This window comes from Pseudanabaena sp. PCC 6802, assembly GCF_000332175.1.
Lineage (GTDB): Bacteria > Cyanobacteriota > Cyanobacteriia > Pseudanabaenales > Pseudanabaenaceae > PCC-6802.
Map to the genome: position 1 here is coordinate 473,316 of NZ_KB235910.1, position 15,861 is coordinate 489,176.

Below are 15,861 nucleotides of genomic sequence, written 5' to 3' on the forward strand. Positions count from 1 at the left end.
GTCTCAAGTAGTATGACTGCTCTGGGCAAGAGGTCTGGTTTTACATTGTCGGTGTTTGCGATCGCTTCAGCTAAGGCAGCACTGCAATCTTTACTCGATCGACAACAAACCGCCACGTCTAGTGTGACGTTGGATTTGTTGGATGGAAATGTTGGTGAAATAGAGATCGTGCAACGTGCTTGCTTATCAAGTGATTCGGCACTAGCAATTACTGCAAGCGATCCTGGCGATAATCTCGACCTTACAGCAGGTACGCCAATTTGGGCATGGGTGCAACTGCAACCGTGGCAGGGTGAGAGTTTAATTCTAGAAGCGGGCGAGGGATTGGGTAGAACCGCAGATGGGAACCCCGCCATTTACAAATTTGCGCGGGATTTAGCCGATACTAACTTGTTATCATTAGTGCCATTAGGTAAAACCGTGCGAGTGAGATTCATCTTACCCGAAGGGCGATCGCTGGCCGAGCGTACTTCTAATGCTGTGTTTGGCATTCTAGAGGGTTTGGCATTACTGGGTACCAGTGCAATTTCACAGCCACTTTCTGCCGAAGAAAAGTTGGCGGATTTTCGAGAAGACCTGCAACTCAAGGCGCAGCAAGGTTTGGACTTAGCCTTTTGTATTGGTGCCAACGGTTATCAGGTAGCGCTTAAGCTGGGATTTGAACCGACATGCATCGTGCAGACCTCTAATTGGATTGGTGCGATGTTGGTGGAAGCGGCGCTGCTGGGCGTGCAACAGGTGACCCTGGTTGGATATCACGGCAAGTTGTTGAAACTGGCGGGCGGTATTTTTAATACATCCAGTCACTTAGCCGACGGTAGAATCGAAATTCTCACAGCAGCATCGGTACATGAAGGTCTCCCACTAGAGTTATTGCAGCAAATCCAACAAATGCCGACGGCTGAAGCAGTGCAGAAATTTTTAGCCGAACGTGGCTGCGATCGCGCCATATTCGATTATATTGCCCGACGAATTAGTCAGCGGGCGATCGCCTATGTCCGCAAATATGCCGAACGGGATTTGAGGATCGGAACCGTACTTTGCGATCGCTCTGGGAAAATCATTTCCACTTATAACTATAGCCAACAGGCTTAGAACGGGGTGCAGGAAGCTCAATACTTTGCAACTTTTTGTCCTGCACTCAGGACATTTATGCAAGAATTAGAAAACAAATCCTTGCAAAGTAGAAGTAAATTCTGACTCCAGAAACTAATAAGAAAGGTACCAGAATCCTATGACCTCTAAGGCTGATGTGCTGCTTGTCACTGTAACTAAAGTGGAAAGTCGTGCAGTGATGAAAGCTTTTGAGCAAGCCACTGATTGCAAAGCAACGCCACAATCGATTGACAATCGCGTCTATTTCAACTTGGGGACAGTTAACGGGGCGCGGGTTTTCATGACGCAGTCGGAGATGGGTAGCGGTGGGTTGGGTTCTGCCTTGGTTACAGTTAGCAAAGGGATCGATGCGCTTTCACCTGTTGCCGTCATTATGGTGGGAATTGCTTTTGGTATTAACGAGGAGAAGCAAGCGATTGGCGATATTTTGGTGACGGAACAATTGCGTCTATATGACCTGCAACGGGTAGGTATACAGAATGGGCAATTGCAGATTATCTTGCGGGGAGATAAACCCCATGCCTCACCGTGGCTTATCAATCTTTTCAAGAGTACCGTTCTGCTTAGGGAGGAGGAGCCGAAGGTACGCTTTGGCGTAGTGTTAACTGGCGATAAGCTGGTGGACAATGTTGACTTTCGCGACCAATTGCATTGCTTTGAACCAGAAGCAATTGGCGGCGAGATGGAGGGTGCGGGTCTGTACGTCGCCTGTCAAGAAAACAGAGTGGACTGGATTTTGGTGAAAGCCATTTGCGACTGGGCAGATGGTAATAAGGCACAGGATAAAGACGCTCGCCAGCAAACTGCCGCCCAGAACGCCGCAAAATTTGTGTTGGAGGCATTACAGTTTGTGCGGATTGATTGGCAGCAAAAACGAGGAGGAGTTACGCAAATTGACCGGAGTCGAGAAGTAATTACAGAACCAGAGAAACAGAAGACACCTTCATTAAGTAATAAAAACTATCCAAATCGCATCAATTCTCCAGAATCTGTCAACGACCAGCCAGACATCACAACAAAGTCGCAGGCAAGTGGCACGGACTATACAGAACTTCGCGATCTGCTGCGCGATAAGAAGTGGCGAGAAGCAGACGAGAAAACGGCAGAGCTGATGCTGGAAGTCTCTAAGCGAAAGAAGGAAGGCTGGCTAGATGTAGAGGCGATCAAGAACTTCCCCATCGAAGATTTACAAATAATTGACCGCCTGTGGGTAACCTACAGCAAGAATCTTTACGGCTTTAGCGTGCAGAAACAAATCTGGAATGAAAGAAAAGACAATAAAGACTGGAAAATATTTGGCTATTATGTCGGTTGGTATAAAAATGATAGGTGGCTTGACTATTCGGATATAATTTCTCAACTCGATAAATCACCTCTAGGAGTACTCCCTCGTGGGGGAGGTGTGGCACGACAGGGGCGTTGGCTGGGAGGAGTATCTTGGGAATGTGCGGAACTATTCTTCTCTCACATCCCATCATTAGATCGTAGAGGAGACTCAGTAATACCTTCTAGTGCTGATGCAAATGCAGCAAGCGATCGCATCAATTCACCTGTACCTGTCAACAGTCAGTCAGAATTCGCAACGCGATCACAGACAAGTGGCATAGATTATAAAGAACTCAGCGATCTGCTGCGCGATAAGCAGTGGCGAGAAGCAGACCAAAAAACAGCAGAGCTGATGCTGAAAGTCGCCAAGCGAGAAAATGAGGGCTGGCTAGATGCAGAAGCGATTAAGAAATTCCCGCTTGAAGACTTGCTGATCGTAGATCGCTTGTGGGTAGAATATAGTGACGGTAAATATGGCTTTAGCGTCCAGAAAAAAGTGTGGGAAGAATGCGGTAGCCCTAAAGACTATGGGCGAGAATGGAAGGAATTTGGTGATCGCGTCGGCTGGCGACGAGAAAACCAGTGGCTATCTTACAATAGCCTGGTTTTTCACCCCGAAACAAACCCTATGACCCTCCCAGCCCGTTGTTCGGGTCGGGTCATTTGTGCTGAGGGTGGGTGGTTTGTGTGTGTTGGTGGGTCTGGGTTTTGCTGGAGCCTTCTCTTCTCTCGCATCACGCCTTGAACTATAGCAGATAAGCATTTCAAGTTGCAATTAGTCGCTTTGCTCCTCGGCTGTTTCAACGGTTTCATCGGCTTTTTGGGGTTCCGATACCTGGCACCGTTGCATTCTTTCGAGGGCTGCATCCTGCTCCCCAAAACTATCTAGCGTTAAGGTTAATCAAATAATCTATAATTAGATCGGTAGTTAGCTCTTAACTACCGCGTGGTTTACAAGAAAATGGAGAGTAAGCCTTGACTACAATAGTTTCTCGGAAGCATATACCCACATCGGGTCTCTTTAGCCCGCGCAATATGTCTGAACGCAAAAATATTCAAGCAACTCTACAAAAACTCCTCAAAGAAGAAGCGATCGAGCACGTTGGGCACGGGGTATATCGCAATCTAAATCTATCGATGACTCGGCATCATAGTTTTCTAGAGCCTGCACTCCGTAGTCCACAGGGAGTGATTTGCCTACTTTCCGCCCTAAGTTTTCATCGTCTTACAACCCAACAACCATCGGAAATTTGGTTCGCGATCGCTAACAAAGCGCATCCGCCCAAAGTGATTGAAGCACGCCTGAGAATTATTCACATGTCGGGAAATTCACTTCACGAAGGCGTAGAAACCCATATCCTTGAAGGACTACCCATTCGTATTTTTGGCATTGCTAAAACCATTGCTGACTGCTTTAAATTTCGCAGCAAAGTGGGACTCGATGTCGCGATCGAAGCTCTTAAAGAATGTCGGGAGCAGCAACTTTGTTCCATCCAGGAACTTTGGCACTTTGCCCAGATTTGTCGTGTGAGTAGTGTGATGCGTCCCTATCTTGAACTGCTGGCATGAAGAAAGGAAATATAAAAAATATAGGAGCATCTATTCGCGCTCGTTTACTAAACGAAGCTAAGCGCCAAGGAAATGACTTTAATCTAATTCTTGAGCGGTATGCTTTAGAACGTGTCTTGTATCGGCTAGGCTGTTCAGAGTATAGATCGAGATTTATTCTTAAAGGCGGAATACTTCTATCTATTTGGGCAACAGATCCCTATCGACCAACACGGGATGCAGATTTACTTTCCTACGGTAATAGCGAACCCACAAATTTAGCTGAAATTTTCCACAAAATTTGCCATTTGGATGTCGAGCGGAATGATGGACTTACCTTTGACCTCAGCGGTGAGATACACTCCAAAATCAAAGAAGCACAAGAATATGAGGGAATACGGTTAAAATTTAAAGCGTTTCTTGACAGCATTGAGATTTTTCTGCAATTCGATATTGGTTTTGGCGACCATGTGACTCCTGCTCCAGAGGAAATGGAATGTCCTGCTCTTTTGGACTTGCCAAAGCCTAGTTTGTTTGTCTATCCTAAGGCAACTGTTGTGGCAGAAAAGTATGAGGCAATGGTCAAGTTGGGGTTGTTAAATAGTCGAATGAAGGACTATTACGATCTCTATTATTTGAGCAATAATTTCTCTTTTGATGGGGAAATTTTATCAAAGGCGATCGAGAATACATTTACTCGCAGGAAAACAACGATTCCAGCAGCCCTTCCAGAGTGTTTGAGCAATAAGTTTTCGGAAGGCCAAGCCAAGCTTCAACAATGGAAAGCATTTCTCAATCGTACACCACTCAAAACCGAGCAAAAGACTCTTACTGAGATCGTTGATATCTTGAAGCTTTTTTTGATGCCTCCAACGCAAGCAATAGCTACAGGCAAGTCTTTTACTAATTATTGGAATCCCTGTAGATGGAATTAACACTCTATTGCTTTTGCGATAGAAATTTGTTGTCGTTATCCCGACAACTACAAGAGCGTATTGACCCCATTCTATTCAAGCGCACCGCAATCTCACACAAACCAGAGAATACCATTCACCACGATTTAGAACAACTGCGCCAAGACCAACAATTATCCTCAGATCTACTGCTAAAAGACCCCTACATTCTGGATTTTTTGGATTTAAGCGAAAGAATTATTCCAAGCAAAACTACAAGAAGCGATCGCTGCTGCCCGTCGCCGATTACCTTCATCGGAATCTGATTGATGTGGTCTTGAGCGATCGCCAGAATCAAAAAATATCCTCATAAATATCTGCCATCGTTAGAGACAAATTGACTGAATTCAAGACTAATTTATCTTCACTTCCCAATATTTCCTTAGTCCAATTTCCTTGCAGATCTTGACGATAGACTTCCACTTTTATCTCATCTTGCGAAATCAGGACATACTCTTGCAAACTATCAATCGTTTGATAATTAACTAGCTTCTCACGGCGATCGCTTGCCTCAGTACCCGGCGACAACACCTCAAATATCAGACAAGGGTGGTTCACAAAATAGAGATCTCGATCTTCAGGACTGCAAGTAACCACCACATCGGGATAATAAAATATCGTTTTACTTTGATTCGCAGACTTCAGTTTCACCTTCATATCTGACATAAACACGTCGCAAGTTCCACCCCGTAACTGAGAACGCAAACCACTCGCAATATTTAAAGTAATGATATTGTGTGCCTTACTGCCCCCCGCCATCGCAAAAACATGACCGCCCAGATACTCATGGCGAACCTCGCTCTTACTCTCTGCTTCTAAATATTCAGTAACTGAGAAAATGCGGATCGGCGATCGCATACTTTTTGCTGCTAGATATCTTTAGCAATTATAACCCTGGCACCCTCAATTGAGGAAAATAGCAGACTTCATCAGGCCATTCCTGAAAGCCTTGCTACACAAGGCTTTGACTGTTTGCAATTAAGTCTAGTGGGTGCGATCGGAATTTTGTGTATCGAGCCTCTGAAACAGCGTAAATACGTACTTCAGGACTCAATTTACACAAAAATCTGAACACTCTCGTCTAGTGAATATAGCGGTTTTCACTTGAGAACGGGTTTTATTGACGGGGTGAAGGGGTTTCACACGGCAGTGGCTCTAGCGGGGAACCCCCAAAACCGCCCTGCCTCCCCTTTTTGGGGGCGTTGCCCCCACCCCCCCTGCTCACCTCCGATCTGAAAACCGCTATAGTATATGCTGATCGATGGTTAGCGTGCTGTTCTTGAAGTGAAAATAACGTGTGAATTATGAATAGCGTAATTAATAATGATAATGATGATAGCGCACACAGTCAGCCTCAAGCGGATGGTAAGCGCAGAATTAAGGTGGATAAAGAGGCGGTGACTGAGGCGATTGAGAAGTTAACTGCCGCGATCGCCGATGCGGCGGCAAATAATATCAAGCAAGGATTATTCCACTTGCCCGATACCATGCACGATGCTTTGTGGGTAGCGACCGATCTGGTGGAGAAATCTCGGAAATTCCCCAACTACAAACTCACTTTCTATCACAAGGGTATGGGAGAGGGATCCAATACCTGTGCGGTTACGTTTATCGATAATACCGATTCTCCCAAATAAAAGATTACAGTAGGGTCAAACGCTTGTTTGACCCTACTATGCCCTACAATAACTGGCCTGTCTCTTGCAGAGAATGGAGGCGGTGATAGATGCCCTCCTGTTTGAGTAGTTCGTCGTGGCTGCCAACTTCGACAATCCTGCCGCGATCGAGTACCACAATCCGATCGGCTTCGCGTACCGTACTGAGGCGGTGCGCGATGATAATTGTGGTGCGCGTTCCCTGAATGCGACGCATCGCTAGCTGGATCGATCGCTCCGACTCGTAATCAAGACTGGAAGTAGCTTCGTCAAACACCAGCACATCTGGCTGCATTAACAAAGCCCTGGCAATCCCTAGCCGCTGCCTCTGCCCACCCGACAGTCTCACGCCGCGTTCTCCCACAATCGTGTAGTAGCCTTGGGGTAACACGTGCAGAAACTCATTCACGCGGGCGATCGCGCAGGCTTCTTCGACCTGGTCAAAGGTGGCACTGCTATTGCCATAGGTGAGATTATCTAACAGCGTACCGTTAAAGATATCCACCTCTTGATGCACGATCGCCAGACGGCGGCGATAGCCTCGAATATCCAAACTGCGAATATCTTGACCGTCGATCGAGATTTTGCCATGACTCGGTTCAAAATATCGAAATAGCAGCTTTACCAGCGTTGACTTACCCGAACCAGAACGTCCCACCAACGCCACCGTTTGATATGGCTCGACGATCAAATTGATATCGTCAAGCACGGGGCGATCGCGCTCGTAGGCGAAACTGAGATGACTGAACTCTAACTTCCCAGTAAATTCATAAGTAGCTGATGGTGTCTGTCTTCTTCCCATAGTTTGCCCAATATTAAGGGCAATGTTGGCAGCATCTTGTCCGTCTGGTTGATGCATAAATTCATGGAAGCGCAGCATGGAAGCATAGCGACGGGCAAATACTTCAGCAAGATTGCTAATGGGATCTAACTCCGAATATGCCATGCTAGAGATGGTGAGAGTCGTAACAAAATGTCCCAATGAGATGTCACCGCGCACAGTCGCCATCAGGGTCAAGGCCAGCACCACAAACACGCAGGTTTGCACGAGCGTGCGTTGCAAAGTAGCCAATTTCACGTAGCCCAAGTGAATGCTATATAACACCGTCTTTAACTCGCGATTGAGTCGTTCGCTCTGGCGGCGCATCTCCTCCGGCTCGGCAGCAAACGCCTTTACCGTCTTGATATTGGTGATAATTTCTGAAGTCCGACTTTCCGTATTTTCCTGATGCTTGTCCAGAATTTCTTCCTTATCGATCAGGCGCTTCAGTTTTCTAAAAGTCAGTCCCAGAATTGCCACAAACGAAATCAGAAAGAGAACGGCAATCCGCCACTCGATCGGCCAGATCGCGACAAATATGCCCAGAATCCGAAACAGTTTTGGGATAAGCTGTCCCGCCACTTCGGGATACGTCCAGGTATGATTGGCTAGTCCTCTCGCTACTCGTCCCGCAATCCGTCCCGGATTGTTCTCATCATAGAAATCGAGCGGTAGCATCAGAATCTTGGCGATCGCTCGTTGAGTATGATCCCGCCGCGCTCGCAGCGCGATCTCCCAGTGATACCACGCTCCGATCCAGGGCTGAATCGGTGCTCTCACCACAGTGACAATAAAGATAATTCCCAACAGCACTGCCAGCGACAGATTTTTCTGAGAGCCGTCAGTTTGACCAGTCAAATAAGCAACTGCCGCGATCGTTTTTTGCATAATGCTATCAACGGGCTGCCCGGACAGCACGTTGAGAATTTGCCCGATCGCGTAGGGAACGACTAAATCGATAATTTCAAACAGGCTGGATGCAGCAATGCTGAAAATAGAGCTACGACAATAGCGACGGTAATAGTTGAGTATGTGCTGGAATGTTGCCATAATGCCTCTGCGATCGCCATTCACGCTATACAGATGTAATACTACAACATACTACAAAGGCGCTATCTATCTACCTCACCCATTTGTATGATTGCCGTTAGCTTTCAGTCAAACTGGCTTGTATAGCCATAGACAGATCTGTTAAGACAGGGGGGGCTGCGCCCCCACGCAGGGGTGGAATCCCTGCACCCCGTCCTAAGCCTGTTGGCTATAGCTATAAAACTGCAAGATCGAAAAGTGCCAGATACCTGTTTCAGGTACCTGGCACTCTAGAAAAATTACCTTTATTTTTGTGGAGTTTTGTTTAGGAAATTTCCCAACTAGCCTCTACTGGGCAGAACCGATGCCGATGTAAGAACCATAGAAAAAGATTCCAACTACGGTGAGCAAGCCTATACCAGCGACAGTGGCAACCAGCCACAAAGGAATACGTCCACCTTGAATCATTTAGTTTAATCTCCTTGAAACGATTACGATCTTAAAGTTATGAATGCAAATAAATAATTGCTATGTCTTAGCTACATCCAATTAGCGATCTTAATGATATCTAATTAGTTAAAGAAGTAGCTGGCAAACAGCAGCACGGTAACGAAGATTAGCAACAGACCTAGGTAGAGAGAGGTACGATTCAGCTCTACAGGTTGGCTATTCGGATTTCTTTCAGCCATGAATGGTATAACCTCAACGTAAGTTTGACAGTCCAGGGATAAACTAGCGCGAAATAAACTGCATAGCAGTTATTGCACCGATAAAAAATGTAGCTGGTACGCCTAAGGCATGGATTGCAAGCCAACGCACGGTGAAAACGGGGTACTGAACTGGTTGATTAGGATTACTGGTAGCCATGATGATAATTGTTATTTATTAAAACTAGGGATTTCTTTGTTTGCATCGTAGCGATCGCGCAGAATAGGAGCTTCCTGGCGATCGGCGGTGTAGTATTCATTGGGGCGTGGTGTGCCAAATACGTCATAGGCAAGCCCAGTAGACACAAACAACCACCCTGCTAAGAACAAAGCGGGGATGGTGAGGCTGTGAATAAGCCAGTAGCGTACGCTGGTAATAATGTCAGAAAAGGGACGCTCTCCCGTTGTACCTGCCATAAATGTTCTCTCTTCCTATACCTAAAATAAGTGATTAATCTTTACAAATAATAAATTATTATCTTAGCAATTACTTAACAATTACAACTCTCCGCACTGCTTTTGCCGATCGAGTATTACTACTCAAACTGCCGATCGTGCAATATAGCTATGCGCAATCCGGTTTAAGGTGGGGCGTGGGAGCCACGCTCCTACGCAGGAGTTCTACCCCTGCACCTCATCCTAAGCCTGCTGCTATAGCTATATAAGGAATTGAAATTAGCAATTAGCGCATATTGATGATTGTATAGGTTTTCGTTCACTACAAAATTAATAAACCTATGGAAATTAGGAAGCTTGCCCCAGAAGAGCGTTCTGAATTGCTGCACGGCTTTGACTATGCCTTTTTTGAATGGACGGGGCGGGCGATCGCAGAGGACGATACAGAAGGTATTAACAGTCATGACGTACTTGGGGTATTTGTAGACGGTCGGCTAGCGTCTGCTCTCATTAACTACAAGTTTCAGCAGTCGATCAGGGGTGCAGTCAAAGGCATGGGGGGAATTGGTGGCGTGTGGACGTACCCCGAATATCGCGCGCGTGGGTTTGTGCGCGCCTTAATCAAAGCCGCCTTACACGAAATGCACGAGTTGGGCATCGCTACCAGCATGCTCATTCCGTTTAAAGATCGTTTTTATGCCAATTTTGGCTATGTCACCAGTAATGCCAACCTGGAGGTAAAAGTGCCGATCGCTGCCCTCAGCTACACCTTGCACTCAAACATAGCGGGAAATTGGCAAGTAGAAAGGGTTAACGCCAGCACTGTCAGGGATGAATTTCTGACATTTATGCTCGATCTTGCACCGTCGCAGCATCACGGCATTACCATACCTATTAATGCGACTGCCAAACAGTGGCAGGAAGTAATGGACAAACGCCTGTGCGTGCGCGTTCAGCAGGACGGTAAACTAGCAGCAATCGCCATTTACCGCATTAATAGCGACTACCGCGCCGCACCCAGCGATCGCCTCATTCAAGTCTTTCACATGTACTGGAGAACCCTGGAGGCTAGAACTAAGCTATTTAGTTTTTTTGCTCTGCATCGAGATCAGGTGCGCTACATCAGCATGGACTTACCGATGGGCTTGAACTTTTATCAATGGTTCCAGAATCTAAACGATCCCTGTGCCACTAAAGTGGCTATTAATCCCTATATGGTGCGGGTGACGGACGTGGAGAAAGCGATCGCCGATCTACCCGCCCCCACCACTGGTAAAGTCACGATCGCCGTTTCCGATTCCTTCTGCGGCTGGAACGATCGTACTTTTGCGATCTTTGCTAAGGATGGCAAACTCACCGCCCAACGTAGCGAGACGAGCGAGCCGGATGCGATCGCCACAATTCAAGCCATTTCGGCGCTGGTCTACGGCACTGTAAATGTAGAGGAACTCGAATATAGAGATTGGTTAAAGATTAGCAATCCTCAAGCGAGAGCTACTCTATCTAGTTGGTTTCCAACCATGATGCTCTACAGCACGTTTAAATTTTGATGGCGGACAGAATTAGCATTATGGGCTACATATTGCGCAATCGCCTTGAGGCTATAAAATTAAGTGCGATCTAACTAAACCTAGCAGCAAATCTCCTATGCCACGTCGTACCGATATACATAAAATTTTGCTGATTGGGGCTGGCCCCATCGTGATCGGCCAAGCTTGTGAGTTTGACTATTCCGGTACCCAAGCCTGTAAAGTACTGCGCGATGAAGGCTACTATGTCATTCTGGTTAACTCCAATCCCGCCACGATCATGACCGACCCGGCAACAGCGGATCGGACATATATCGAGCCAATTACACCGGAAATTGTGGCGCAAATTATTGCTAAAGAACGACCAGATGCCATTTTGCCCACCATGGGCGGACAAACGGCTCTGAATACTGCCGTAGCTCTAGCCAAAAGTGGCGTTTTGGACGAGTATGGCGTTGAGTTGATCGGTGCTAAACTGCCAGCGATCGAAATGGCAGAGGATCGCAAACTATTTAAAGAGGCAATGCAGCGCATTGGCGTGGGCGTGTGCCCCTCTGGTCTGGCGAATACTATGCCCGAAGCCCGCGAAATTAGCCAGCAAATCGCCTCCTACCCCCTGATTATTCGCCCTGCTTTTACCTTAGGCGGCACGGGTGGCGGCATTGCCTACAACCAGGAGGAATTTGAGGAGATTGCCGCATCTGGGTTAGAAGCCAGTCCCACCTCTCAGATCCTGATCGAGAAATCTTTAATTGGGTGGAAGGAATACGAGCTAGAGGTCATGCGGGATCTAGCCGATAACGTGGTGATTATTTGCAGCATTGAAAATATCGATCCGATGGGCATCCATACGGGGGATTCGATTACGGTCGCGCCCGCCCAAACCCTCACCGATAAGGAATACCAACGCTTGCGGGACTACTCGATCGCGATTATTCGCGAGATCGGCGTAGAAACGGGGGGGTCTAATATCCAGTTTGCAGTTAATCCGGAGAACGGTGAGGTAATTGTCATTGAGATGAACCCCCGCGTCTCCCGCAGTTCTGCTCTAGCGTCAAAGGCAACGGGTTTCCCAATCGCCAAGTTTGCTGCCAAACTTGCTGTGGGCTATACGCTGGATGAGATTTCCAATGACATTACCAAGAAAACACCGGCCAGTTTCGAGCCAAGCATTGACTATGTCGTTACCAAAATTCCGCGCTTTGCCTTCGAGAAATTTCCCGGCTCCGAACCAGTCCTGACCACGCAGATGAAATCCGTAGGCGAGGCAATGGCGATCGGGCGCACGTTCCAGGAATCTTTCCAAAAAGCCCTGCGATCGCTAGAAATCGGAAGATTTGGCTTTGGCGGAGATCGCGACGAGCAGTTACCCACCCTGGAGCATATTAAAACCAGCCTGCGCATTCCCAATCCAGATCGGATCTTCTCTGTGCGACATGGGTTTCTATCTGGGCTATCTGTGAGCGCGATCGCCGACCTGACCGGAATTGACCCCTGGTTCCTGCAAAAGATGCGGGAAATTACCGATATGGAATTAGCACTCAAGGGACGATCGCTGGATCGAATTAGCAGCGACGAAATGCGGGAAATTAAGCAGATGGGCTTTAGCGATCGCGCGATCGCCTATCTCACGAGTAGCAGCGAAGACGATGTGCGCGATCGTCGCAAGCAGATGGGAATTATCCCCGTCTATAAAACCGTCGATACCTGCGCGGCAGAATTTGAAGCGCTCACACCCTACCACTACTCCACCTACGAAGAAGAATCGGAAATTCTCCCTTCTACTAAAAGGAAGGTAATGATTTTAGGTGGCGGGCCGAATCGGATCGGACAAGGAATCGAATTTGACTACTGCTGCTGTCACACCAGCTATGCTCTGAGAGCGGCGGGGTTCGAGACGATTATGGTAAATTCCAATCCCGAAACGGTTTCCACTGACTACGACACCAGCGATCGCCTCTACTTTGAGCCGCTTACCCGCGAAGATGTCCTGAATATTATTGAAGCGGAACAGCCCGAGGGTATCATTATCCAATTTGGCGGCCAAACACCCTTGAAACTGGCGATGCCATTGCTGAAGTATCTGGAGGCTCATCCCGAGATCCCGACCAAAATTTGGGGAACATCGCCTAATTCTATCGATATAGCTGAAGATAGAGAGCGCTTCGAGGCAATTTGTAAAGATCTCGGCATTATGCAACCCAATAATGGCTTAGCTCGTTCTTACGAAGAAGCCCTTGCAGTTTCTCGGCGCGTCAGCTATCCCGTTGTGGTACGACCTAGCTATGTTCTGGGCGGACGCGGTATGGAAGTAGTTTATTCCGATGAAGAATTAGAGAACTACATGTCCAAAGCGATTCTAATCGAGCCAGAACATCCCATTTTAATCGATCAATTCCTGGAAGGGGCGATTGAAGTAGATGTAGATGCGATCGCTGACAGCACTGGTAGTGTCATAATTGGCGGCATCATGGAGCACATCGAAGAGGCAGGAATTCACTCGGGGGACTCCGCCTGTGCCATCCCCACCTTCTCCCTATCATCTGACGTGCTGGATACGATTCGCAACTGGACGATTAAGTTGGCGCAGCGCCTGCAAGTTGTGGGTTTGATGAATATTCAGTTTGCCGTCCAAACCAATTTGAATGGCACGAGACAGGAGCAGGTCTACATTCTCGAAGCCAATCCCCGCGCTTCCCGTACCGTTCCGTATGTCAGCAAAGCGATCGGTATCCCATTGGTTAACTATGCCTCGCGGATTATGGCTGGCGCAACCCTTGCAGAATTGGGCATGACTGAGGAAATCGTACCTAAACACATTGCCATCAAGGAGGCGGTCTTGCCTTTTTCCAAATTTAGCGGCACCGATACGATCCTGGGGCCAGAAATGCGCTCCACGGGCGAGGTGATGGGGATTGACGTAGATTTTGGTCGTGCTTTTGCCAAGGCGCAAATTGCGGCAGGAGAGCGCCTCCCACTCAAGGGTACGGCCTTTATTTCGGTAAACGATCGCGATAAGTCGGGAGTTACGGCTGTGGCTGAGGGATTTCTGGAGTTAGGCTTCAAAATCGTTGCCACCGAAGGCACGCACAAAGTTCTGCGTCGCAATAATATCGACAGTCAGCTAGTGCTCAAAGTACATGAAGGTCGTCCCCATGTCATCGATGCGATTAAGAACGGCCAGGTGCAAATTGCCATCAATTCTCCCAGTGGCGGCGATGCCAAAATCGATGACAAACTGATTCGGCGTACTGCGCTGGCTTACAAAATACCTGTAATCACTACCTTAGCGGGGGCAAAGGCAGCGATCGCCGCCATCCGCTCCCTCCAAAACGATTCAGTGGCAGTCAGAGCACTCCAGGATTATTTTAGTTAATATGAGAAGTAGGGTGGATATTGCCCACCTTACAATACTAAAAGCTTGCATAGCAGCAAGGCCGCTCGCAATGAGGCAAAGATCGTGACTCAAATAGTTGAATCCAAAACGAAGCTGTTAACCTTTGACGAGTTTCTCGCCTATGAGGATGGCACTGACACCCGCTATGAGTTAGTAGATGGAGAACTGGTGGAGATGCCCGCTGAAAGTGATGTAAATGCTACTATTACCAGGTTATTGTTTGTCGAACTGCTTAAGTTTTTCTCCTACCTACTTATTGCTTGGGGAACCGAAATTGAAGTAAGCGGACAACGATCGCGCTGTCGATTGCCCGATTTGATCGTGCATACAGAAGCATCAAAAGCGGCACTGACTGGAGCTTCGCGATCGCTGATTACAAGAGATATGCCGCCGCCCGCTCTGGTAATTGAAGTAGTCAGCCCTGGAGTTACTAACCGCAGCCGAGATTACCGCCATAAGCGCACGGAATATGCCGCACGCGGCATCAGCGAGTATTGGATTGTAGATCCGGAAGAACAGCGAATTACAGTCTGCAAATGGGTCGATGGGCAATACGAAGATCGGATATTTACTGGTAACCAGCTAATTGAGTCCGACGTGGTTTCTGGTTTCTCCTTAACACCCCAGCAAATTTTCGAGGCTGCTCGATAGTAAGAATGCATCTCAATCGCGCCAAAGCGCGATACCACCCAATAGACCTAATTTATTCGAGATGACTTTGACGTTGACAGGTAACTCTAGTTCTATTTTTTTAGCATTGCCACCGCCAATGTAAAGATACTCGTAGTTAAATAATTTGGACAGCGTAGCGATCGCCTTGCTTAAACGCCGATTCCAAGTTTTCTGACCGTACTTCTCAAAGGCAGCGTTGCCGAGGTGTTCTTCATAGGTTTTGTCATCGCTAAAGGGATGCTGTCCCAGTTGCAGGTTGGGCAATAGTTTGCCATCCACGAATAAAGATGAACCAAAGCCCGTTCCCAACGTAATTACCAGTTCCACGCCACTGCCAGCGATCGCCCCCAAGCCCTGCACGTCGGCATCATTAGCAATGCGGATGGGTTTGCCTAAAGCCCGACCGAGCGCGTTACCCAGATCGAAACCGTCCCAAACAGGGGAAAGATTGATCGCACCTCTGGTGATGCCATGCTGCACTACAGAGGGGAAACCAACCGCAACGCGGTCAAACGCGCCTACGGTACTGGCTAATTGCGCGATCGCGGGGATAACGCGATCTGGCGTAGCTGGCTGGGGCGTATCGATACGGACTCGCTCGGTCTGCGGTTGACCCTGCTCGTCTAAAATCAGCATTTTGATCCCGCTGCCACCTACATCAACCGCTAATGTCAATTTACTAGTACTGGATGCAGTCATGCCTAATATTTCAG

Annotated in this window: 16 protein-coding genes; 9 read left to right on the forward strand and 7 right to left on the reverse strand. The window is 47.7% G+C overall.

What is annotated here, in order from left to right:
- Positions 1 to 12: 12 nt before the first annotated feature.
- The 5 genes from cbiD (at position 13) to PSE6802_RS34210 (ending at position 5,209) form a co-directional block, all read left to right on the forward strand.
- Positions 13 to 1,095: a cobalt-precorrin-5B (C(1))-methyltransferase CbiD gene (cbiD, locus tag PSE6802_RS0102325; RefSeq protein WP_019498462.1), complete on the forward strand. Its 1,083-nt coding sequence runs from the start codon at positions 13 to 15 to the stop codon at positions 1,093 to 1,095.
- Between the two features lie 139 nt (positions 1,096 to 1,234).
- Positions 1,235 to 3,187, forward strand: a complete 1,953-nt coding sequence (locus PSE6802_RS30690) for a GUN4 domain-containing protein (protein WP_019498463.1) — start codon at positions 1,235 to 1,237, stop codon at positions 3,185 to 3,187.
- A gap of 230 nt (positions 3,188 to 3,417) precedes the next feature.
- A complete protein-coding gene (locus tag PSE6802_RS0102335) occupies positions 3,418 to 4,011 on the forward strand; it encodes a type IV toxin-antitoxin system AbiEi family antitoxin domain-containing protein (RefSeq protein WP_071592251.1) in 594 nt (197 codons plus the stop codon).
- Complete coding sequence (locus PSE6802_RS0102340; protein WP_019498465.1) at positions 4,008 to 4,925, forward strand: nucleotidyl transferase AbiEii/AbiGii toxin family protein; 918 nt, start codon at positions 4,008 to 4,010, stop codon at positions 4,923 to 4,925. The genes PSE6802_RS0102335 and PSE6802_RS0102340 overlap by 4 nt, the downstream gene beginning before the upstream one ends.
- Positions 4,916 to 5,209 (forward strand): DUF1016 family protein, encoded by a 294-nt coding sequence (locus PSE6802_RS34210; protein WP_019498466.1) that lies wholly within the window; start codon positions 4,916 to 4,918, stop codon positions 5,207 to 5,209. The genes PSE6802_RS0102340 and PSE6802_RS34210 overlap by 10 nt, the downstream gene beginning before the upstream one ends.
- Positions 5,210 to 5,237: 28 nt before the next feature.
- Here PSE6802_RS34210 and PSE6802_RS0102350 read toward each other — a convergent pair whose 3' ends face one another.
- The gene (locus PSE6802_RS0102350) at positions 5,238 to 5,801 is read right to left on the reverse strand and encodes a Uma2 family endonuclease (RefSeq protein WP_019498467.1); all 564 of its coding nucleotides are present in this window, start codon (positions 5,799 to 5,801) and stop codon (positions 5,238 to 5,240) included.
- Between the two features lie 446 nt (positions 5,802 to 6,247).
- Here PSE6802_RS0102350 and PSE6802_RS0102355 point away from each other — a divergent pair, with 446 nt between their 5' ends.
- Positions 6,248 to 6,580 (forward strand): hypothetical protein, encoded by a 333-nt coding sequence (locus tag PSE6802_RS0102355; RefSeq protein ID WP_019498468.1) that lies wholly within the window; start codon positions 6,248 to 6,250, stop codon positions 6,578 to 6,580.
- Positions 6,581 to 6,623: 43 nt separating this feature from the next.
- Here PSE6802_RS0102355 and PSE6802_RS0102360 read toward each other — a convergent pair whose 3' ends face one another.
- From PSE6802_RS0102360 to psbE, 5 genes are all read right to left on the reverse strand, one after another.
- Positions 6,624 to 8,468, reverse strand: a complete 1,845-nt coding sequence (locus PSE6802_RS0102360) for an ABC transporter ATP-binding protein (RefSeq protein WP_019498469.1) — start codon at positions 8,466 to 8,468, stop codon at positions 6,624 to 6,626.
- Positions 8,469 to 8,795: 327 nt separating this feature from the next.
- Positions 8,796 to 8,915 carry a photosystem II reaction center protein J gene (locus PSE6802_RS0102365; protein ID WP_019498470.1) on the reverse strand — a complete coding sequence of 40 codons (120 nt, stop codon included), beginning with the start codon at positions 8,913 to 8,915 and terminating at the stop codon, positions 8,796 to 8,798.
- 104 nt (positions 8,916 to 9,019) lie between these two features.
- Complete coding sequence (locus tag PSE6802_RS31680) at positions 9,020 to 9,136, reverse strand: photosystem II reaction center protein L (protein WP_019498471.1); 117 nt, start codon at positions 9,134 to 9,136, stop codon at positions 9,020 to 9,022.
- Between the two features lie 43 nt (positions 9,137 to 9,179).
- Positions 9,180 to 9,314, reverse strand: coding sequence for a cytochrome b559 subunit beta (gene psbF / locus PSE6802_RS0102370; protein ID WP_019498472.1), 135 nt, complete (start codon positions 9,312 to 9,314; stop codon positions 9,180 to 9,182).
- 11 nt (positions 9,315 to 9,325) lie between these two features.
- Complete coding sequence (gene psbE / locus PSE6802_RS0102375; protein WP_019498473.1) at positions 9,326 to 9,571, reverse strand: cytochrome b559 subunit alpha; 246 nt, start codon at positions 9,569 to 9,571, stop codon at positions 9,326 to 9,328.
- 320 nt (positions 9,572 to 9,891) lie between these two features.
- Here psbE and PSE6802_RS0102380 point away from each other — a divergent pair, with 320 nt between their 5' ends.
- The 3 genes from PSE6802_RS0102380 to PSE6802_RS0102390 all read left to right on the forward strand — a co-directional run bounded on the left by PSE6802_RS0102380 (position 9,892) and on the right by PSE6802_RS0102390 (position 15,127).
- Positions 9,892 to 11,100, forward strand: a complete 1,209-nt coding sequence (locus tag PSE6802_RS0102380) for a GNAT family N-acetyltransferase (protein WP_019498474.1) — start codon at positions 9,892 to 9,894, stop codon at positions 11,098 to 11,100.
- Between the two features lie 97 nt (positions 11,101 to 11,197).
- Positions 11,198 to 14,455, forward strand: coding sequence for a carbamoyl-phosphate synthase large subunit (gene carB / locus PSE6802_RS0102385; RefSeq protein ID WP_019498475.1), 3,258 nt, complete (start codon positions 11,198 to 11,200; stop codon positions 14,453 to 14,455).
- A gap of 84 nt (positions 14,456 to 14,539) precedes the next feature.
- Positions 14,540 to 15,127, forward strand: coding sequence for a Uma2 family endonuclease (locus PSE6802_RS0102390; RefSeq protein WP_026103002.1), 588 nt, complete (start codon positions 14,540 to 14,542; stop codon positions 15,125 to 15,127).
- Positions 15,128 to 15,139: 12 nt separating this feature from the next.
- Here PSE6802_RS0102390 and PSE6802_RS0102395 read toward each other — a convergent pair whose 3' ends face one another.
- Positions 15,140 to 15,847 carry an ROK family protein gene (locus PSE6802_RS0102395; protein ID WP_019498477.1) on the reverse strand — a complete coding sequence of 236 codons (708 nt, stop codon included), beginning with the start codon at positions 15,845 to 15,847 and terminating at the stop codon, positions 15,140 to 15,142.
- Positions 15,848 to 15,861 lie beyond the last annotated feature (14 nt).